Raw genomic sequence first — 20,629 nt, 5'->3', positions numbered from 1 at the left:
TTGTCCGTTATTCCTCCCCTCCCGATAGCCATCCTGCTTTTAGCTTACACTAAATGTAATCCCTGTCATCGCTTCAGTCAATTCCCACAGGCGTTTGGCACTGACCTCGTCAAGAGAATACTGTTGTACGCCACACTGGTGCAGCTTGGCCTTGGTGGGTATGGAAGGGTCGGCAGGTAGCAGTTCAGCAATATCACCATCTTCACAATATACTCCACCCAGATTGTTAAGCAGCGGGTTGGTTGCGGCCCATACCGATGTGGCGGCACCCTGCGGAATAGTCTTCAAACCCGCTAGTATTTCGGGACGCATGTTCCCGTCTTCATCCAGAAACCCCATTTGTTTCCACAGTTCCATTGATGCGCTGCGTCCCAGCTCCGTACCGGCTATTGATCCGGGGTGTACCGAATAGGCCCGTACGTTGAATTCTTTGGCACGGTTGTCCAGTTCCAGTGCAAACAGGTTGCTGGCTGTTTTCGACTGACCGTATGCCTGTAGCGTTTCATAATCACGGTGCTCGAAGTTGGGATCCGCAAAGTCGAACGATGCCATATGGTGTCCCAGCGACGAAACGTTTACGACACGTGCCCCATTGGCCTGTTTCAGGGCGGGCCACAAGTTGGCGGTAAGGTGAAACTGTCCGATGTAGTTGGTAGCCAGTTGGGATTCAATACCGCGTTGGTCACGTTGTAAAGGCACCCACATAATACCAGCATTGTTGATGAGGATGTGCAGCGGCCTGCCTGACGCCAGAATTTTCTCAGCAAATGCATCTATGGAAGCAGGCTCCATCATATCCATAGCTTCGATCTCTACACGCTCGATCCCTGCCAGGTTTTTAGCCGCCTTTTCCACATCCCTTGCCGGAACGATCACTGTTGCGCCAGCCGCTACAAGCGTACGGGTTGTTTCGACCCCGATACCAGCATTGCCACCGGTTACAATAGCGACCTTGCCCGTAAGGTTGATTCCACGGATTACATCATTGGTTGTTGACTGAGCGTTGAAGCCTGTGCCGAGCGGGCGTTGCAGAGCGCCCTGATTGTTGTTCTGTATCATGTTCTTTCATTGATTTTGTTGATACAAAACTAGGGTGCGCTTTTCCCGGCGACTTTGTTCAGAAGGCCGAATTTGCTTTGTTTATAGGACCATAGCTCAGGGCTTGATTTCCCACACAACTCTTATTACTTAGTGGTCATCTCACGCTGGAGCGCTTCAATAGCGGCCGTTAGGTACACCATTGGAGCGTTCCAGTTGATGGCAATTTCGTTCGACGCATACGAGCAGGAATGATCCAGATAGACCTCGTCGGCGATAGTTGTCGTGTAGCCCGAGCACTTGTCCTGCCGGGCCGCATTGGCGTTCGTCCCACCCGACAGCAGGCCCGGAACCGGCGCTTCAATACCATCGGCTACCGAAGGGCGATGGTGCGGATTCAGCGTCGACTTATGCCCGAAGCCTGTTAAAAACGAATATCCCACGGCGTTCCGGCCTAATAGATAGTCGAGGTTGGTCAGGGCATAGGCCAGGTATTTTTTATCCAACGTGAGCCGATACGCCTGAATGAGTGCAATACCCTGATTAGCCGCCACCGAACTACTCCCCCAGATAAAATCCTTAGCCGATTTACCCATAACGGTTCCAAATGCCTGCTCGTCGGCTCCTGTAATTAATTCGTCTGCCAGTTTCAGGATATGTTTTCGGGCCGAAACGAGTTCGGTTCGGTTCTGAAATGATTTGTCTTTGGCAAAGCGAGCCAGGGTATAATACGCCAGTGTCCGCACCTGGGGCCAGGAAGGTAGTGGCGTGTTTTCGTCGGGAAACAGGTTTACGGCTGTGGCATAGGTGTCTTTTTTTGTCGTGACATACAGTTCGGTAGCGGCCCAAATCCATTCGTCACTGGCGCTTCGGTCTTCATAGCTTCCGGTGGTGACGTCAGGGTCGAACTGCTTGTTCATGTCATTCTGTCGATAATAAAGCTCCGGGTTCTTTTGCGCCCACTGCCAGGCTGTTTCGGCGGCTGTCAGGCAGGAGTCAGCTAGTCCGGGGAGTTCACGGCTAAAGGGTCTGTATGCACGGGCCGCCTGAGCCATTACAGCGGCAAAGTCGAGGGTGGCGGTTATACTCTTCTGTACAACATAGCGATCTTTAGTTGCTTTGTCGGGCATGACCATACCATCAAATCCGGCATTGGTTAGTTTATGATACACTCCGCCATCGGCCGGGTCCTGCATAGTCAGCATCCAGCGCAAATTCCACAGAGCTTCATCCAGCAAATCGGGGATCGCATTTGAGCTTTCGGGAATATTCGTTTTCAGGGATTTACAATAGGCCGGAAAATCTTCGTACAACGACAGAAGCGTGCCCATCGTAATGCCGGAATTGACGATGTACTTATTGTAGTCACCCGCATCGTACCAGCCACGGGGCGATGAAATAACTGTACCAACCGGCCGACTAGCCGAAGCCGCCGACGGATGAATCAACACCCGCGTATCGGGATGTCCCGCCGGTCGGCTCCATTTTCCGGCATACGTGGCGGGTAAATCTGTCGATACGCGCTGGTAATAAAACCCTTTTAACGACCCAATGGCCGCAGCTCGGTGTACATCCGATTCAATTCGAAAGGGTGTCGAATGGCCTAGTCCCGGAATATTGACCACAAACGTACCGGCTGTTTTCAAGGCGGAGAAATTAGCCGTATGCGTTTTTTTACCAGAGATAGCGTTCGTCCGGGGTAGGCTAAGCACACCTTTAAAGACGACCTTTTTGCCATCGGGGGTTGTTATCTCAAACGACCCTGACGCTTGTCCGACGACAACAGCTACTTTTGGTGCGTTTGGATAAAAGCCAAGCTGGTTCAGACGAATTGAGTCGGATATAGACTGCGCAGATACGCTTAACAGATTCCCCACAAGAAGAATCGTCAGCACAACGATAAATTGAGCTTTCACCAGTACAAAGGAAGGGGTTTATAATTTCCCCGAAAGGTTTGCCTTTGGGGGAAATTGGCATAGTTATTCTCTTGACGATGCTTTATAAACACCCACCTCGGCTAACTCTACTGATCCATTCGCGTTATTAATGAACAGACGAAGTTTCGTTGATTTCACAGCTGGAAAGCGCATTAGCCGTTTGTAACCGACCGTCGTAAACGTTTGCAGGGGTTGCCAGCCAGAACCATTCCAGTATTCGACCCGTCCGCTCGCTATCCGTTGTCCATTGGCAATATTTTCCTGAATCGAGATTCGGTCAAACTCCGATTCTTTTCCCAACTCAATAACCAGTGGCTGATTGGCTGACAGGGTCGTAAACGTAGCTAGTTTTTTATCGGTTAGCTTAGGCTGTTTGGCCACCATGTTTGTCTTAAAAGTCTCATCCAGAATACTCCGAAATTCTTTCAAACTAGCTAGATCAGGCTCTGAAAAAAGACCCTCCCGATTGGGCGGCACATTGAGCAGTAACAAACTATTTCGGCCAACCGACTGGTAATATAAGTTCACCAAATTCTTACCTGATCGTACTTTGCTATCCTCAGTCGCATGATAAAACCAGCCGGGTCGGATGGATACGTCGGTTTCGGCGGGTACCCATTGTTTACCGGCAGCATCGCCCCGATTGAGGTATTTTGAATCGGCTTTACCAGGAGCCAGGCCGTCGGTATTTATGGTCGACCAGCAGGTTTCGCCCGCATTACCGGCTTCGTTACCTACCCAGCGAACATCGGGTCCCGCATCGGAAAACATTACGGCATTGGGTTGCAATTCACGAACCAAGGCCCAATACCCGGCAAAATCGTAGGTCATATCTTTGGCGTTTTCGCCCTTGGCTCCATCGAACCAAACCTCCGAAATGGGGCCGTAACTGGTCAATAACTCCCGAAGCTGGCTTTTGTAATAATCGTTATAAGAAGCAGTACCATAGCGAGGTTCGTGACGATCCCAAGGCGACAGGTAGACCCCAAATTTCAACCCAAATTCCCGACAGGCATCGGCTACCTCTTTCACTACGTCGCCTTTGCCGTTTTTCCAGGGGCTGTTTTTAACCGAATGATCAGTCATTTTGGAGGGCCACAAACAAAACCCATCATGATGTTTGGCCGTTATGATTGCCATTTTGAAACCCGCATCTTTTAGAGCCTTAATCCACTGCCGGGCATCGAGTTTGGTAGGATTAAAAATAGCCGGGCTCTCCGTGCCATCGCCCCACTCCTTATCAGTGTAGGTATTGACCGTAAAGTGCAAAAAAGCCGTCGTTTCAAGCGGTTGCCAGGCAAGTTGGCGGGGCGTAGGCTTAGGTTGGGCATATGTAAAATTTACGGTTAACCATAAGGCTACCCCATATACAGTCAATCGAGCGTTCATGAGCAACTAAAAGGAATGTAAATTGAGTTTCATTTGCCTTAAAAGTAGTCAAAATCACTCTTTCCGTAACTAATGCCACAGCAATTTATAGCTAGATCACAACCTAACGCCTTCACCTACAGGCCATTTACACCTGTACCTTTTGTATCTAAACCACACGAAAGATATATTTATCCATTAAGATATGAGCTAAAACAAAGTTATCTTAGTGACAAATTAGTAACTCAAAAAAGTTAGCTATATATTAGTGGCCTCACTTAATCGGATACATGTTACCGGTTTTGCTATATTACCACCGTACACTGAAACTCATAATCAACCATTTACCCCTACTGCTAGTACTAGTTAGTAGCGGTTGTATTGTAGCGCAGTCTGTAAGTATACCTCAGCCCGAGAACATCACGAGCAGGCAGGGGTTACCCCAGGCTTTTGTGCCTTCCATTGTCCAGGATAAGCAGGGGTTTATCTGGATGGCTACCCGCGATGGACTCTGCCGATACGATGGCAATCATTTTAAAGTCTTCCAGCCTTCAACAGATGGGCGTCCAGGCATTGCATCATCCAGTCTTTTTGGGCTGAAGGTCGATCAAAAAGGCCGTATCTGGGTATTCAGCGACCGCAATGACGTCGATATAGTTGACCCTGTGAAAGAAACCTTCCGCAGTGTTTCGCAACAGCCATTTTTCAAAAAAGCGTTTGCCAACGAGGTTATTGATGCCCACTTTATTGACAATAAAGGGCGCCTTTGGCTAAGTTTCCTTTCGGATAAGATCGTCTGCTTTGATTCGACAGCTCAGCATTTCCAACAATACAAACGGCCCCCTATCCCAGGCTATTTTCCAACCTTTAGCTTGTTTGCCCAGGATCAACAGGGTACTATTTGGATGGTGAATAAAACAGGGCTTTACCGATTTGATCAACAGGCTGGTGGATTTTCTGCATACTCGCTCCCCGATAATGAAACCCGAGGCATATATACACTGACAAATGGTGATTTATTTATTCCCACCCGAAAGTCGGTTTTGCTACTAAATCCAGCCACTGGCCAGATTCAAACCTTTCCTCTTCCTGCCCAAACAGACAATGAAACAGACTGGCATCATACCCGTATTACGGTCGATAGTCAAGGAAACATTTATTTTGGCCAATACAACATTCTCTTTCGGTTCTCTCCCGCGAAAACGATCGATGTCTTTGCAAGATTAGGTCACCAGACCTCTTTTCGGGGGCTATTTGTCGACCAGTCCGATGTACTTTGGGTCGGAACGGATCGAATAGGTGTTCTGAAATACAACCTCAAAGCCAATCTGTTCAGGGCGTTACCGTATCAGTATAACTTTTATTACGACTTGTTCATCCGGCACCTGGGTGTTGCTCCCCAACAGCTACCCGATATACCTAAAGGTGTTTCTGTCTATAACGTCCGGTACAACTTTGATCAGGCAGGTAAACTCTGGTTCAACTTTGGCACAAGCCTGCTATACCAGTTCGATCTGTCGACCAAGCAGATTACGTCAATTCCCTTTCCATTAAAACTGCCTGTTCACTACACTTGGGCAGACCCAGTTATGCCCATGTCGACCGATCCGGCCGGAAGAGTATGGGCCGTTACGGATTCGCTGGCCATGTCGTATCAAAACAATCAATGGAAGCAGTTCCCTTATCCGATACGAACGCGTAAAACATCCGGCGGTGTAGAAGGGCAGATTCTCCAGGTAGTAGCAGACGCACAGGCATTATGGATGATCACCAGCTCGCAGGGGCTTTACCGTGTCGACCTTGGGAATGGCCAGATCAGATCGTTTAAACATCAACCCGACAACCCAGCCTCTATTACTAGCAATCAATTGTTTTGTCTTTTCGCGGATCCGCAGGAATCCAATATCCTCTGGATTGGTACGTTCGGCAGTGGACTCTGCCGATTTGACAAACGAACGGGCTTATGCCGCCGGTTTTCTGTACGGGATGGCTTACCAAATAACGTTATCTATTTTGCCATTCCCGATCAGCATGGCTTCCTGTGGATTGGAACGAATCAGGGGCTTTGTCGAATGGACCTTCGCACCTACCAGACCCGTACCTATACGCACGAAGATGGTTTGCTGGAAGACGAGTTCAACCGCTTTCATTTTATACATTTGCCCGACGGCCGAATTGTACTGGGTGGCTTAAATGGAACTACCTCATTTTTCCCATCTCAACTTGGCGATGATACGTATCATCCAGCCATACAAATCACAGATATTCAAATCAACAATCACTCCCTCTCTCCAGGGCCGCTTACAGATTCCTTACCCGCTCAGGCAATCAATCGACTAACATTATCTTACGACCAGAATTTTATTACCGTTGCTTTTGCCGCTTTGCAATACAACCGTCAGGCAAAGATTCGCTATCGGTACCAGTTGGAGGGCCTGGACGAAGATTGGGTTGAAACAAACCAGCCCCTGGTTCACTATACCGATCTTGGTTGGGGGACTTATAGACTAAAACTAAATGCGTCGAATACAGCGGGGATATGGAGCGACAACATCCGACTGCTAACCCTGACGATTCGGCCACCCTGGTGGGCTACCTGGTGGGCCATCTTGCTGTATATTGCTGGACTGCTGGCTATAATTTATGTGTTAATCCGCTCTTATCTACATCAACAGGAAGCTAAGCAGCTTAAAGAAATCGATGTGATAAAAGCACGTTTTTTCACAAACATTACCCACGAATTCAAAACCCCATTAATGCTCATTCTCGCTCCAATTGAAACATTGAGGCAACGATTACAAACAAACGAAGACCAACAACAGCTTGATCTGATCAATCAAAACGCTACCCAGCTAATTAGTTTGGTCAACCAATTGATGGAACTATCGAAAGCGGAAGCCCATATATTAAAACTCAATGAAAGCCAGGGCGATCTGGTGGCATTTGTCAACCAGTTAGTTCAATCGTTTGAGCCGAAGGCGGCTACTCAGGGAATCGAGTTAGTCTTCGAAAATGAGAATATGGATTCCGATTATTGGTTCGATCATGATAAGTTAGAACGGATTCTATCTAACCTGGTCTCCAATGCGCTGAAATTTACACCCGTGGGTGGAAAAATAAGCGTCCATTTAGCTTCTTTCTATAAATCTTACACCACCAGCGAGCCAACAGTTATAGCGAATAGACCAGCCTGGGTTCGGCTAACAGTGCGGGATAATGGTCTGGGGATTACCCCCGACAAACTTCCATTCATTTTCAACCGATTTTATCAGATCGATGCTCCGGACACCCCTGTAGCCACTGACTCTGATAATCAATATCTTAGCCAGAAAGGTATGGGTATAGGCCTGGCTTTGGTGAAAGAACTGATTGAATTTCAATCCGGTACTATTCAGGTCGAAAGTACAACAAAGGCAGGCACAGTCTTCACTGTCGAATTGCCTTATCGCTCTTCGCCTTCATCAACGTCTCCTTTCTTACCGTTATCAGAGCAACCAGCGACTAACGAAAGTGAACCTGATTCAAAAATCGAGGTTCAAACCGAAGAAATCACATCTGACAAAGCTCCTGTCATTGTCGTCGTCGAAGATCATACGGTCTTACGGGAATTCATCATTAGTTGTTTACCTTCTTCTTACCAGATTCATCAGGCAGCCAATGGGCAGGAAGGTTTAGAACTAGCTCTTTCACTAATGCCGGATATGGTTATCAGCGATGTTCTGATGCCTGTAATGGATGGTTATACTCTTTGCGATCAACTCAAAAAAGACCCACAAACCAGCCATATCCCTGTTATCTTACTGACAGCGAAATCCTCCGTCGATAGTCGGCTGGAAGGGCTGGCTCTGGGCGCCGATGATTACATAGCAAAACCATTTCACGTTCAGGAATTTCGACTACGCGTCCGAAATCTACTGGAACAACGGCGACAGTTAAAACGCTGGTTTTTGGCGAGCCTTACCAGCCCGGAACCACTTTCTAACGCACCGGCTCCCACCGATCCGCTGATCGAACGATTGTGTCAGATCATTGAGCAGCATCTGGACGATACAGCTTTCGGAGCCGAGGAGCTTACGGTTGCCAGTAATATGAGCCGGATGAATTTACATCGTAAACTCAAGGCGCTGACCGATACCTCAACCGGCGAATTTCTACGCAACTACCGACTCAAGCGAGCCGCTCAATTTCTCCGCCAGGGCTATACTGTTTCTGAAACGGCCTACCTGGTCGGCTTTGAAGACCCCTCTTATTTCGCCCGCTCCTTCCGAAAAGTGTACAATATGACGCCATCTACCTTTTCTAAAAGAGATTAAATTTTTTCATTGAAAGAGACTATTTTTATTATACTGAAAAAGTATTTACATGTACTTATAGTGAAAAAAGTGTATTAATGATGTGGTAGCTGGGATATAAGTACCCGTTTTTGAGATAAAATCACCAGCTTTTGTAGGTAGCAGAAGAGAACTTTGGCTATTAGTTATTTTCAAGTTAATGGGAATAAATGAGCGATATAGTGACAACATCCTGAATGATCACTTTTCAATCATTTTCACCAAACAGCTTGCAGAATAATGAGAACGTTAATTACAAGTTAGCATTCAAAGTATCTCTTACCTCCATTCATTAACACTATGGAAAATTTAATGTTATCCGTATCCAAAGCAAGTACTGCCATCAAGACAAATGACCTGGGCAACTTTGAGTCAATCTATAACCGTTATGTAGGCAAAGTGTACCAGAAGTGTCTGGCAATGACTAAAGACCCCGAAGCTTCAAAAGATTTTACGCAGGATATTTTTATAAAAGTATTCTTTAAGCTAAGTACGTTTCAAAATCGCTCGACTCTCTCAACCTGGCTATATTCTGTCGCCCATAATTATTGCCTGGATCAACTGCGCCTAAATCGACGTACTCATACCGAACTGCTGTCGGACTCTACAGCCGACCGGGTAACCGAGTCAGATACATCTACTGCAAGTCAATGGCAAGCGCTCGAATCAATGATGAATGAACTTCCACCACAGGAGGTAATGCTTTTAAAACTTAAGTATGAACAGGGTCTCTCTGTCAAAGCGATCAGTGAGCGATACAAGCTGTCAGAAAGTGCGGTTAAAATGCGTCTGCTCAGAACCCGCGACAAACTACAAACTATGTACGCAACACTTTACAACCACTGAGCCACCTCGGTTCAGAGATCAACTAGAGTCCGCAGAAGTCAGGGGGTAATTTCCAACCCCGGTTTTTGCGGGCTTTTCGTTTAAACTACCTGCTCCAGCATCTGAATGTACCCCTGCACGCCTTCTTCGATTTCGCGCAGGTAAATAAACTCGTCGGCTGAGTGCGAACGGCTCGAATGCCCAGGACCACATTTGAGCGACGGGCAACTTAAAAGTGCCTGATCAGACGTAGTCGGGGAGCCATACGTATAACGCCCCAGTGCCAAACCTGCTTTGACGATCGGGTGATCAGCAGGAATACTGGACGGTTTCAGTCGTATTGAACGCGGTTTTATTTCTGCCTGGATGTTCGCCTGAATGGTTTCAATTACTTCTTCGAGTGTGTACTGTTCAGTTACCCGAACGTCGATGGTAAAGGTGCAGGTATCGGGAACAACGTTGTGCTGAGTTCCGGCATTAATGATGGTTACCGATAGCTTGATAGGCCCCAACGTAGGCGATACCTTCTGAAACTGATAGTTCATCAACCAGTTGATATCCTGGATTGCTTTATAAATAGCATTATCCCCTTCGTCGCGAGCAGCATGCCCGCTTACACCATGCGCTGTGCAATCGAGCACCAGCAATCCTTTTTCGGCAATGGCCAATTGCATTTCGGTGGGTTCACCAACTATAGCAAAATCAATTGGCGGTAACGTCGGCAATAGCAGTTCCAGTCCATCACGTCCTGAAACTTCCTCTTCAGCCGTGGCGGCCATCACAATATTATACGCCAGATCGGACCGATTGTAGAAATAGACGAAGGTAGCCAGCAACGATACCAGGCAACCCCCGGCATCATTACTTCCCAGACCAAACAATTTCCCATCCTGCTCCAGCGGCACAAACGGGTCAAGTGTCCAGGATTTATTCGGCTTGACCGTATCGTGGTGCGAATTCAGCAGCAACGTTGGTTTACCAGGCTCAGCATACTGATTTTGAGCCCATACATTATTTTTCAGTCGTTGATAGGGAATTTGCTTTTCCTGAAAAAACGCTTCGATAAGCGCGGCCGTCTGGGCTTCTTCCCGACTGAAGGAGGGAGTCGAAATCAGTCGTTTGAGCAAGGCGAGCGCTTCTGCCGAAAGAGTAGCCTGCGTTGAGTTGTTCGCGATTAGCTGAGACATAAAATAGAGCGTTGGCCGCTCAAAGATACGACCAACGGCGGATAAGATGTCAAGGACTGCCAGAAGTAGTCAGGTGATTCTGATCAGTAACAAGATTCACCCTATAGGCTTCTACCACCCCAGAGCAGTGCTATCTGACTAACCCTCATAATATTTAACGCCCTTCTCCCGCAAAAAAGCCTTAATTACATCGACATGGACACAGCGTCCTACATTCAGAAATGGATAATTGGACACGCGCCTTTTCCGACCATTGACCATCACTTCGTGGTCCTCAATATCGAAACCCAGATGCAGGTGAGTGGTGGCCGACTGCATACCATATATGAGCCCATTCGTATCGAAAAGGGGACCACCGCTTTGGCCACGCAGGCCGGGCGTACTCATTTCAATACCCAACACATTCCGATTATCGCCCGTCAACCGTGTAACAATCCCATCAATGGGAAACGATGGCGACGATGCTCGACCAACAATATCCCATTCGATATCGTCAATGGATGGATTATACCGAAAGTTGGTAAACTCAGGAAATGGATAACCCAACCGACACAGGCTGCGGCCAGGTTTTATGCGTGATGTATCACGTAAAAACGTAGCATAGGAGCTATACAACAGCCGTTTGTACCCTTCAAATCGGAGAATCGCCAAATCCTGAGTTGGGTGGTGGTCAATACTCAATCGCTGAAACTGGTCGACACAGCCGATAAAGTTGTTGCGTATGCGAATGATGGTATCCAGGCTGAGCTTGTATTTTGTTTCGAGCTGGCTGATCAGGTAGTTCGCATTTTTTTCACGAAGTACATCGCGTCGCGCGCCCTGGAATTCGCGATAATTCTGAAAAATAGCGTCCGCCTGCGCCACTAGATCGGCCACGTGCTTGCAGGTTACAGCACAGGCTTCTTCATTGACAAAAAATAATGTAGCCGTTCCGGGTATGATCCCATCATGGCCATAAAGTCGGACAATCGAATGCAGCGGACGAGTAAATAAATCAACGCGTTCTATGGCGTCAACAAACATAATTGGTCAGTAAGTGGGTCTAGCGCACAAAAGCGTACAATAAGGCTGCAAGTTAACCAATACCAACGCACTCAGACACCCGCTGACTGACCAATTCTATTACTTTTTAGACTTTACTTTAACCTCGGCTGGTTCAACGCTCCTCCGGCATCGGCACTATTGGGTGGTGCCTGCTGTGGTGCGTTCAACGTATTGGTAATTATATACTCCTAGCCTTAGCTGAGCCACTTATTGCCTTTTCATTAGCGCTTTACCTCCGACGAATCGCGGATACCCAGTGGACCCGGTGCAGTTGAGTCGGTCGTTTGCCCATGAGCATCCTGAATACTTTCTTTTGTTGCTGCGGATGTGTCTTCAACGGCATTCGGCTCTACAGTTCGGGTTGAGTCGGTACTTATCCCATCAATACCATTCTGATTTTCATGGCATTTTTGGATGAGCAATGCCAATACCAGCACTGCAATCGCAATCATCGCCCAGCGCAACCAGCGCACATTTTCGTTACGACGATCCCCTTCAGGGCTTTTCGGTATGTTTGGATTAATAACATTATTACTTAAGTTATCCGTCCCCTGAACGTCGGTCTGTGGGCCAGTGGGCGTTACGAGTTCGTCAAATCCCAGTAAACTACCAACGCCATCCAACCCTTTAGGCAGCATCTGACGAAACTCAGTAGCCTGACCCAGTAAGAGTGTCTTCAGGCTTTCTATTGTCAGGCCTTTCTCCTGCTCCTGGCGTCCCAGAACGCCCATCAGGATCGTACCTAACTGAGCCATTACTGCCAGAACGGATTGGGGCTTGGCATCACTATACAGGCTGATGAGTTCAGTAGTTTTGGCGAGCTTATCCCCAAAAATCTGTTCCAGAAAATCTCGCCCGATTGCCGTTACTTCAGCATTACCCGGATGATCACCTATCGATTGACTTACGTCTAGTGGCGTATCTCTGTAATCTTTATTGTCTAAAAAATTTATGATGGATGTAGCCCCGCCTGTAGCCTGGACTCGACGAGTCAGCCCTCCTAGTAGAGTTGGTAAAGCTCCATTAATAATTTTCAGGATGGTAGCCGACGATTCACCTAGATCACTACTAAGCTGATCAATTACAGCAGGTGTATACTGTTCTTTCAGGTACGAAATTAAATGAACGGCCATGAGTTTTCGTTGAGTTAAGACAAATACAACTGCTCATAGGCCGAAATGTTATTCTTTTCAAGGTGGTTATAAACTCGTAGGGTTGCATAATTATCAAGTTGACACGTTGCGCGCAACTTAATAACTATACAACCCTACGACTTTGTACCTACCTGACTATAGTTGTGGAATCCGTAGGACCTGATCAGGATAGATTTTATCAGGATCGCTTAGCATTGGCTTGTTTGCTTCGAAGATAACGCCGTATTTCATTGGGTCTCCATACACTTCCTTCGCAATTTTCGACAGTGAGTCGCCCGATTTCACGGTATAGTATTTTCCTTCAGGAGCCGGTGTGTCTACCGTCAGTTGGTTATCAACCGCCGATACACCTTCAACGTTACCTACCGCCAGCGCGATTTTCTCGGCATCCTCCTGCGTTTTAACCGATCCCGTTATAGTAACCGTATCCCCTTTGGTTTTCACGGTTAAACTATTATACGCAAGTCCCAGTTGCTTCACATGGTCGAGTAACGCCTGTGCCCGAACGGGTTCTACTTTTTCTGCCTGAGCTGGCTCGGGGACAACTTCATCTTTGTGAAAAATTTTTTCACCTACTCCTTTGAAAAATGATAAAAGACCCATTGGTTTAGTATGGTTTAAAATGAAACATGCAGTGATGGTTGGCAATTACGCTAACGCACCTATGATAAACAACAGATGTAGTTTAGGGTTTGTTTACTACTTTCTGGTTCGTCATGGGGATTTGACGCACAACTAATCGCTTGGTAACAGAAAGCCGTTACTTTTACGTTCTTTTTTTACAATTTCTTATTATTCAAATAAATCTATACATCCGAATGCATGCCGCTATCAGATTTCGGTGGGCGCTTATACTAACCGTTCTGGTTGGTGTAAATGCCTGTACGAACAACGACATTGATCCGAATGGGTCGAGCACAGGTGTTGCCCCGACTAAAGGTTCGGCTGATTTTACCAAGTACGTAGCTGTTGGAAACTCCCTGACGTCGGGCTATGCCGACAACGGTCTTTACCGCGACGGCCAACTTAACTCCTATCCGAATATTCTGGCAGGTCAGTTTAAAACAGTGGGTGGTGGCGATTTCATTCAGCCTCTATTCACCGAAGCACAGGCAGCGGGTTCGGGCTATTTAAAGCTCATTAAAGTACCTAATCCTTCCGACCCGACTTCGCTGGCCAGTTCACTAGGCCAGGTAGCTCCAGCGGCCGTTCGGGGAACAAGCTCTGGAAGTGGCGGACCGCTGTATACCAAATTCACCGGAGCGAATCAGAACCTTGGTGTGCCCGGAATCCGGACGGCCGATATTTTGTCGCCAGGTTATGGGTCTACTTTGGGGAATCCTTACTTTGAACGTTTATTGCCCGACGCATCCAGTGCTACCACCTATTTCCAATATGCCAGCGACAATCTAAACGGGGCCACGTTTTTTACCTGCTGGCTCGGCAACAACGATGCTTTGAGTTACGCATTATCGGGTGGCTTAAGCGCAGATAATCTAACATCGACGACGCTTTTCACGACTAATTTCACCGCCATCATGAACAAACTGACCGAAGGCGGGCGAAAAGGCGCAGTGATCGGCATCCCTAACATCACCATGACACCTTATTTCACTACAGCTACTGATCAGATCGGGGCTCTATTGAAAGCGCAGGGGTTGTCAGGCCTGGCGATTAGCTCCAAATCGGCACCGGGTGGTGTACGGATGTCAGGTACGGGCGATTATTTTCTGCTTTCAATCGCTTCTGTTCTCAATAGTTTCATTGCCAAAGGTGTTGGCCTTAGCGCATCCAATCCCGTACCCGATCAGTATGTACTGGATGCCAGTGAGGTAACTCTTCTGAATACGCGCATCAACGAATTCAATACCATTATGAAAACGCAGGCGGATGCCAAAGGGGCTGTTTATGTCGATGTAAATCCTGTATTTCAGCAGTTAACACAAACTGGAGGCTATACACTGAATGGCATTACGTACTCAGCAACCTTTATTCAGGGGGGCGTTTTTAGTCTTGATGGTATTCACCTCACTCCTGCCGGATACGCCATGGTAGCGAACGAAATCATCAAAGGTATAAACACCAAATACAGTTCAACTATTCCCCAGGTTAATCCAGCTAACTACCGTCGGGTATTGCTGCAACAATAAATTTATGAGATTTCATCAGCTTTCTTTCGCGCTGTTACTCAGCCTGTCTACGTCGGCAGTAATGGCGCAAACTCCCAGCCGCAGCATCGAACTCGGCATTAAAGGTGGCGGAACGTTCACACATGGTTTTACTACTATTCCGGGGCAAACCGTAGGTAGCGTGAAAGTGCCTGACCTGGAAAATAAAAACAATGGAATTGGTTACGGGTATTCGGGTGGCTTATGGGCCCGGAAGAATTTCGAGAAGTTTTTTATTCAGGCCGAAGTCACTTATAATCGATTCGTTCTGAAACAGAAAGCAGCCATCACGGTCGATGTCAATGCCAATGCGGCTCTGGCCAATGCTTTACCGGTTAGCGTGCAACCCGGTTTACTGAATGCGTCACTGAACGTAGTGTCGGAATCAGTATTGGAAGCGGTCGACGTGCCTATTTTGATTGGGAAACGATGGATGGACGGAAAGCTTCGGGGCTATGCTGGCCCTACTTTCATTTTTGTGCAAAAAGCCGAAGCTACCCGAACCACGAGCGGAATTCTTAACGCCAATTCGAGTATTAATTTCCCACAAACGGATATTCCGGCCACCACCGGCACCACAAACCTGTTGAATAAATACGAAGCGCAGAACCTTGAAGTTAAAGATTTTACATATGCGCTGGAACTGGGCGTAGGGTATACCCCGCTACCTTTTCTGGATGTCGATGTCCGTTATGCGGCACCAGTGGGTGGTGTTTATAAAGACAGCAACATTAAGGGTTTTCTGGGCATTGCCACCGTTTCACTTGGCTTTAAGGTATTCTGATTGCTGAGTAGTCGATAGTCAGTAGCAGTCGCCAGAAGCTGACACCCCTGACTATCGACTACTCAGCAATCAGCGAGTAATTTAAACCGGCGGCCTGTAGGTAATAACGCATCATGCGAAACCCACCAGAAGGTTCGGCATTGGCATCACCATCCTGATAAATTGGGTATTTGCGGCAAAGAATCGTTCGGTCGGTCCATAGGCTATCGTGTCCCATATAGCCAGACCCTGTTGACAGTTGCCAGTTCGGCATTGCAATATCGGCTTTCCGTTCGGGCAGAAATTGCCAGGCATACACCCGACCAAATGAACCGCTTCCATCGCTGGTACTGTAAATGTAGAGTTCGGGGAATCGGTTACTATCCAGATCGGCCACTTCAACGCCTACTACAGATCCGTCTACACGGACCCGGAAGTTTGTAAGGAGCAATTCGCCCCGATAGGCTTTGATAATTGCCTCCCGGACACGCCCGGTATCAGCCGAAACAACAGAAAAGCTATATATATTGAAGCGTACCGTTTTGCTGAATTGCGGGGCTAATGCCGATTTGGCAACAGAAGTGCTTTCTTTCCCGATCAAAAACGGTTCGATTCCAGCATGATGTAGCCTGCCTTGGCCCAATTGGATAAGTCCCAATAGACTCAGAAATAGACAACCTACCTGTATACTCATTGAATCCGCTTACGTTGTATGTCAACAAATAACGACGCGAATTCAAAAATAGTTGATGTAGCGAACTAGGGATTCAGGAACATTTCGCCGATTGAGGACAGTTCGAACAGCTGTGGAAGTATTCTTTTCGCTGTATCAGTCAAACTGTATTCAACACGGGGAGGCACTTCATTGTAGGATTGTTTTTCAATTACGCCCAGCTCAACCAGTGCCTTTAATTCCTGTATCAACACTTTTTCACTCACTTCGGGGATCATGCGTCTAAGTTCGCCATATCGTCGGACTTCAGTACCAATTTGATAAATAATATATAATCGCCACTTTCCACAAATAATATCTAATGTTTTCTTCAGGGCTATAGGACTAAAATGATTGGGCTTTGGATCGTTAATTGGTTCGTTCATGAGGAATATTAGTACTAACCTTTTGGTAAGTTAACTTACTGATTAAAAGGCACTTGCAATGTTATGAGCAAATATAGATATTTTAATTTAATCTACGCTACAAACAATTTTTTGCCGAAATAATTGATTTGAGTAGTGAATAATAACTGATTGCTAATCAGTATCGATATAGGCGGCTTTAATGATATTCCACATTATCCCATCTAATCTATATATAATGTTATATACTTAAAGAAGTAACAAATTGGCTTTTTCTTTCGTTCTAACGCTTCTAAAATTTTGGTGAAGCCCCAACATCTTCATTGGTATTTATGACCGGGCAAAGCCAAAACGACTCCGCCTGCAGGTAAGCGCACGACTTTTGCACTATCTTTAGCGTTCTGGATCTCGTCAGAAAGGACTATCAATACCCGGAATTGCGTTGTGAAAACATTGCTTGTTATAGCAGGACCAACGGCTGTAGGAAAAACAGCTCTATGTGTTCGATTAGCTAAAATCTTAGGAACGGATGTTGTTTCAGCCGATTCGCGTCAGTTATACCGCGAACTAACTATTGGCACAGCAAAACCTACACCCGACGAAATGGAAGGTGTGCAACACTACTTTATCAACTCTCATTCCATCACCGATGCCGTAAATGCTGGGCGATATGAGCGGGAATGCTTGACTGTATTAGCCGACTTATTTCAAAAAAGAGATGTGGTAATTTTATCGGGTGGCACGGGCTTATATATCAACGCTGTTTGTTTCGGTCTTGACGATATGCCTGCTGTAGAGCCCTCTTTACGTGCGCATTTATTGAATCGCCTGCAACAGGAAGGGTTAGCCGCACTTCAGCAGGAATTACGACAGCTAGACCCGGTATATGCCCAAACAGCCGATTTGCAGAACCCAATCCGAGTAACCAGAGCCCTTGAAGTGTGTCTGTCGACGGGCCAGCGTTACTCTTCGTTTCGCCGTCAGCAGCCAGTCGAACGGCCTTTTCGATCCGTGATGATTGCACTTGAGCGCCCACGGGAAGAGCTTTATGCGCGCATCGACGCCCGTATGGACGCTATGCTCGCTGCCGGGCTGGTTGACGAAGCCCGGTCGCTAGTTACCTATCGGGACCTTCCAGCCTTACAAACCGTAGGCTATCAGGAAGTTTTTCCGTACCTCGATGGCACCTACGATTACGAGGAAATGGTGCGCCTGCTCAAACGCAACTCCCGACGCTACGCCAAACGACAATTGACCTGGTTTCGTAATCAGGGAAACTACTCCTGGATAAAGCCCGATGAGGAGGAAAAAGTGATTCGATGTATGATGCATGATGTATGATGTATGCAAATCGACATACATCATACATTTTTTATTTACTGTGCCCGATAGGCCAGCATTCCTCCGATTACGTTACGGACATTGTTGAATCCGTTTTGCTCCAGAATTTGCTGAGCCATACCGCTACGTTTACCCGACCGGCAAAGAACAATTACTTCTTCGTCCTGTAAATCTTCCAGCTCGTCAAGATTATAAGAAAGATCACCCAGCGGAATGAGTCGGGCACCAATATTATCGGCTTCATACTCATGCGGTTCGCGCACGTCGATCACATTCAATGTTTCGCCTTTGTCAAGCCGTTCCTTCAATTCTTGCACGGTAATATCCATAGTAGTCGATAGTCATTAGTCGCCAGTTACTATCAGTTGTCAGTGATCCATAACTGATAGTAGCGACTGACGCTTTTGAGTTAATGTTGAATGATTAATTTTTGTACCACGGCCCGTTGGTCAATAAAAAGTCGGAGTAGGTAAAGACCATCGGGCAGGTGACTCAGGTCTAACGTTTGTTGGCCCCGACTTGGTTCGAGCGTTACTAAGGTTTGACCACTGATAGTCAATACGTCGAGCCGGGTCAATTTTGTGTTATCCCAGCGAATCAGGCCGGTAGTCGGATTGGGGTACGTTTGAATCAGGGCTAACGGCTCAGGCTCAGTAGTCGGTGTTAGTATGCCCTTTTTGTCCATTACAGGCCGGAGCATAAAAGCTCCATTTATTTGAAACGCACCAATCGGTTTGCCTGTATTATCTTTCCGCAGATTTTGCTCCCAGTTGGCTCCGCCATTATAGAACAGGTTTTCGCCAAACGGGCTGTTTTTGTCGAACCCGATCCGTAACAAGCTGGTGTCGGCACTGGCAATCTGCTGATAACCTACATAAAATGTATCCTGTACGATAACATTTCTCGTAAACTTATAATCGACAAACCCATTCCGGGTCGACGGATACTGCATTGTGAATGATTGCTGATACAACGCGATGCCAGGCTTACCCTTATTATTTCCGTAAATGGTAATAACAAACGATTGCCCCGTCTGATCTGTCGTAAAAGGCACCAGACAAGCTCTTACGGCCCCAACTGTATCCGGTTTATTGAGAGGAAAACGAACGGCTATCTGCTCGCGCTGCCGAATTTGATAGGCATACTCCCACGAACCATCATCGTACGCATAATAATTATCGAGCACTGCTACCGAAGAAATGGTATCATTACTAAGTAAAGTCTTTGGGTTAGCACTGAAAATTGGGTTTTGTGCATCGGCCGTTTCCAAGTCAATTTCGTAGCGTAACGACGCTTTGGCCTGCGTCTGATCGACGTTGATCGCTGGTTTTACGGTTCGGCGCTGAAATCCATTGACAAACGTTGGGGATGATATACTGTTTTGCAATTGGTTGCCCGTTACTTCATCCCGCACAATAAAACGGTGTGGTGTTGGTGTCGGGTTGTTGATCAGGTTATTGATTACCGTACTCACTGTATCTGCAATTTCGGCGATGCCTTTCACCTTAAACTGTGCCATCGGCATGGCCGTAAACCGTTTCAACAGCGGAGTTAGTGATTGCTGCGTCGCAATGTCGATCATTTCTTTGTCATTGGCGTTGCGGCCCTTGTTCAAATAGACGTAATCGATATTCCAGGTATCGAACGGACCTGATCGTCGGCCATACGTCCGAAAACGAAACGCAAAAGCTCCATGAAGGTAGGTAGCCGGAACTTGTACAAATGCCTGACTAAATACGGTGTCGGCCTGACCACCGGCTTTGGCCCAGATCGTTTTCCAGACTCCGGATGTGTTCTTAAACTGGAGCGTCAGGGAATCGGCAGTCTGAATAACCAGCGAGTCGATATGAATCCACAACGACTTGCCACTCGCATTGACAAACGGTTTATCGTAAGGAGATTTCTTGGTTTCCGATGTATCTGGCCGTTGGATTTGGTATGCCCCCGGATCAGGCAATTCACCTAAACCCTTCGCTTGCCAGTAAAAGCTAAGAAAAACACCGCTACTTGTGGCAAGACCCGCCAGATTTATAGGTTTCGATTCCAGCGTATCGGTATACCCTTGCTCAAGTGCTGCGTTTCGAACATAGGGGCGGCCATTGGCCTGCAAGCCATCAAACGTAGCCACATTGATCGTCGGATGACCAATGGCCATGGTATTGTTTATGTATACCCCACTACCCGACACCCACCGGCTTGGGTCGGGCTGGGTTGATCCTGAGCGGGCTGCCGCAGAAGCAAAGTCATCGAAAAAAGGGAGTTGTAAGGAAGTCTGAGCCTGCGCGTTCAGCCCCCAAACGGTACAGACAACCCACAACAGGCTGCATAAAAATGGTCGGATCGACGATTTATTCGGCTGAGTAAGTAACGAAATTCTCATGTAGCATGCATGCCGG

16 protein-coding genes are annotated in these 20,629 nt (G+C 47.1%); 5 read left to right on the top strand and 11 right to left on the bottom strand.

Annotation, left to right across the window (positions count from 1 at the left end):
- Nucleotides 1-39 precede the first annotated feature (39 nt).
- The 3 genes from ACYVFD_RS08275 to ACYVFD_RS08265 form a co-directional block, all read right to left on the bottom strand.
- Nucleotides 40-1,059 carry an SDR family NAD(P)-dependent oxidoreductase gene (locus tag ACYVFD_RS08275; protein ID WP_461089412.1) on the bottom strand — a complete coding sequence of 340 codons (1,020 nt, stop codon included), beginning with the start codon at nucleotides 1,057-1,059 and terminating at the stop codon, nucleotides 40-42.
- A gap of 125 nt (nucleotides 1,060-1,184) precedes the next feature.
- Complete coding sequence (locus ACYVFD_RS08270; RefSeq protein WP_461089411.1) at nucleotides 1,185-2,954, bottom strand: glycoside hydrolase family 9 protein; 1,770 nt, start codon at nucleotides 2,952-2,954, stop codon at nucleotides 1,185-1,187.
- 63 nt (nucleotides 2,955-3,017) lie between these two features.
- Nucleotides 3,018-4,364: an alpha-L-fucosidase gene (locus ACYVFD_RS08265; protein ID WP_461089410.1), complete on the bottom strand. Its 1,347-nt coding sequence runs from the start codon at nucleotides 4,362-4,364 to the stop codon at nucleotides 3,018-3,020.
- Nucleotides 4,365-4,633: 269 nt separating this feature from the next.
- Between ACYVFD_RS08265 and ACYVFD_RS08260 the strand changes: the two genes are divergently transcribed.
- Both ACYVFD_RS08260 and ACYVFD_RS08255 read left to right on the top strand, forming a co-directional pair.
- Nucleotides 4,634-8,656, top strand: a complete 4,023-nt coding sequence (locus ACYVFD_RS08260; RefSeq protein ID WP_461089408.1) for a hybrid sensor histidine kinase/response regulator transcription factor — start codon at nucleotides 4,634-4,636, stop codon at nucleotides 8,654-8,656.
- Nucleotides 8,657-8,974: 318 nt separating this feature from the next.
- A complete protein-coding gene (locus tag ACYVFD_RS08255; RefSeq protein WP_461089406.1) occupies nucleotides 8,975-9,520 on the top strand; it encodes an RNA polymerase sigma factor in 546 nt (181 codons plus the stop codon).
- An 80-nt stretch (nucleotides 9,521-9,600) separates the two neighbouring features.
- On the opposite strand, the gene ACYVFD_RS08250 is transcribed toward ACYVFD_RS08255, so the two are convergent.
- From ACYVFD_RS08250 to lysM, 4 genes are all read right to left on the bottom strand, one after another.
- Nucleotides 9,601-10,686 carry a M20 family metallo-hydrolase gene (locus ACYVFD_RS08250; protein ID WP_461089405.1) on the bottom strand — a complete coding sequence of 362 codons (1,086 nt, stop codon included), beginning with the start codon at nucleotides 10,684-10,686 and terminating at the stop codon, nucleotides 9,601-9,603.
- Between the two features lie 138 nt (nucleotides 10,687-10,824).
- Complete coding sequence (locus ACYVFD_RS08245) at nucleotides 10,825-11,709, bottom strand: trypsin-like peptidase domain-containing protein (protein WP_461089402.1); 885 nt, start codon at nucleotides 11,707-11,709, stop codon at nucleotides 10,825-10,827.
- 242 nt (nucleotides 11,710-11,951) lie between these two features.
- Entirely contained in the window at nucleotides 11,952-12,863 is a 912-nt protein-coding gene (locus tag ACYVFD_RS08240; RefSeq protein WP_461089400.1) for a DUF937 domain-containing protein, read from the bottom strand.
- 156 nt (nucleotides 12,864-13,019) lie between these two features.
- The gene (gene lysM / locus ACYVFD_RS08235) at nucleotides 13,020-13,487 is read right to left on the bottom strand and encodes a peptidoglycan-binding protein LysM (RefSeq protein WP_461089398.1); all 468 of its coding nucleotides are present in this window, start codon (nucleotides 13,485-13,487) and stop codon (nucleotides 13,020-13,022) included.
- 215 nt (nucleotides 13,488-13,702) lie between these two features.
- On the opposite strand from lysM, the gene ACYVFD_RS08230 reads away from it, so the two are divergent.
- Together ACYVFD_RS08230 and ACYVFD_RS08225 are read left to right on the top strand one after the other, a co-directional pair.
- Nucleotides 13,703-15,034 carry a DUF459 domain-containing protein gene (locus ACYVFD_RS08230; protein ID WP_461089396.1) on the top strand — a complete coding sequence of 444 codons (1,332 nt, stop codon included), beginning with the start codon at nucleotides 13,703-13,705 and terminating at the stop codon, nucleotides 15,032-15,034.
- A gap of 4 nt (nucleotides 15,035-15,038) precedes the next feature.
- Nucleotides 15,039-15,836 (top strand): outer membrane beta-barrel protein, encoded by a 798-nt coding sequence (locus tag ACYVFD_RS08225; RefSeq protein ID WP_461089394.1) that lies wholly within the window; start codon nucleotides 15,039-15,041, stop codon nucleotides 15,834-15,836.
- A gap of 58 nt (nucleotides 15,837-15,894) precedes the next feature.
- Here ACYVFD_RS08225 and ACYVFD_RS08220 read toward each other — a convergent pair whose 3' ends face one another.
- Together ACYVFD_RS08220 and ACYVFD_RS08215 are read right to left on the bottom strand one after the other, a co-directional pair.
- Entirely contained in the window at nucleotides 15,895-16,509 is a 615-nt protein-coding gene (locus ACYVFD_RS08220) for a hypothetical protein (RefSeq protein WP_461089392.1), read from the bottom strand.
- A gap of 65 nt (nucleotides 16,510-16,574) precedes the next feature.
- Nucleotides 16,575-16,913: a winged helix-turn-helix transcriptional regulator gene (locus tag ACYVFD_RS08215; RefSeq protein WP_461089390.1), complete on the bottom strand. Its 339-nt coding sequence runs from the start codon at nucleotides 16,911-16,913 to the stop codon at nucleotides 16,575-16,577.
- A gap of 423 nt (nucleotides 16,914-17,336) precedes the next feature.
- Between ACYVFD_RS08215 and miaA the strand changes: the two genes are divergently transcribed.
- Complete coding sequence (gene miaA / locus ACYVFD_RS08210) at nucleotides 17,337-18,233, top strand: tRNA (adenosine(37)-N6)-dimethylallyltransferase MiaA (RefSeq protein ID WP_461089388.1); 897 nt, start codon at nucleotides 17,337-17,339, stop codon at nucleotides 18,231-18,233.
- 35 nt (nucleotides 18,234-18,268) lie between these two features.
- Here the strand turns inward: miaA and ACYVFD_RS08205 are convergent, their stop codons facing one another.
- Nucleotides 18,269-18,562, bottom strand: a complete 294-nt coding sequence (locus tag ACYVFD_RS08205; RefSeq protein ID WP_461089386.1) for a rhodanese-like domain-containing protein — start codon at nucleotides 18,560-18,562, stop codon at nucleotides 18,269-18,271.
- 80 nt (nucleotides 18,563-18,642) lie between these two features.
- Nucleotides 18,643-20,613 carry a T9SS type A sorting domain-containing protein gene (locus ACYVFD_RS08200; RefSeq protein ID WP_461089384.1) on the bottom strand — a complete coding sequence of 657 codons (1,971 nt, stop codon included), beginning with the start codon at nucleotides 20,611-20,613 and terminating at the stop codon, nucleotides 18,643-18,645.
- Nucleotides 20,614-20,629: the final 16 nt, after the last annotated feature.

This window comes from Spirosoma gilvum (assembly GCF_054776815.1).
This window is presented reverse-complemented; position numbering and strand designations above follow the sequence as displayed.

Coding starts and splice junctions, on each gene's coding strand:
- ACYVFD_RS08220 (WP_461089392.1), bottom strand. CDS start 16,509: ATGAGTATACAGGTAGGTTGTCTATTTCTGAGTCTATTGGGACTTATC.
- ACYVFD_RS08215 (WP_461089390.1), bottom strand. CDS start 16,913: ATGAACGAACCAATTAACGATCCAAAGCCCAATCATTTTAGTCCTATA.
- ACYVFD_RS08265 (WP_461089410.1), bottom strand. CDS start 4,364: ATGAACGCTCGATTGACTGTATATGGGGTAGCCTTATGGTTAACCGTA.
- ACYVFD_RS08245 (WP_461089402.1), bottom strand. CDS start 11,709: ATGTTTGTTGACGCCATAGAACGCGTTGATTTATTTACTCGTCCGCTG.
- ACYVFD_RS08200 (WP_461089384.1), bottom strand. CDS start 20,613: ATGAGAATTTCGTTACTTACTCAGCCGAATAAATCGTCGATCCGACCA.
- ACYVFD_RS08205 (WP_461089386.1), bottom strand. CDS start 18,562: ATGGATATTACCGTGCAAGAATTGAAGGAACGGCTTGACAAAGGCGAA.
- ACYVFD_RS08225 (WP_461089394.1), top strand. CDS start 15,039: ATGAGATTTCATCAGCTTTCTTTCGCGCTGTTACTCAGCCTGTCTACG.
- ACYVFD_RS08275 (WP_461089412.1), bottom strand. CDS start 1,059: ATGATACAGAACAACAATCAGGGCGCTCTGCAACGCCCGCTCGGCACA.
- ACYVFD_RS08255 (WP_461089406.1), top strand. CDS start 8,975: ATGGAAAATTTAATGTTATCCGTATCCAAAGCAAGTACTGCCATCAAG.
- ACYVFD_RS08230 (WP_461089396.1), top strand. CDS start 13,703: ATGCATGCCGCTATCAGATTTCGGTGGGCGCTTATACTAACCGTTCTG.
- ACYVFD_RS08250 (WP_461089405.1), bottom strand. CDS start 10,686: ATGTCTCAGCTAATCGCGAACAACTCAACGCAGGCTACTCTTTCGGCA.
- lysM (WP_461089398.1), bottom strand. CDS start 13,487: ATGGGTCTTTTATCATTTTTCAAAGGAGTAGGTGAAAAAATTTTTCAC.
- ACYVFD_RS08240 (WP_461089400.1), bottom strand. CDS start 12,863: ATGGCCGTTCATTTAATTTCGTACCTGAAAGAACAGTATACACCTGCT.
- ACYVFD_RS08260 (WP_461089408.1), top strand. CDS start 4,634: ATGTTACCGGTTTTGCTATATTACCACCGTACACTGAAACTCATAATC.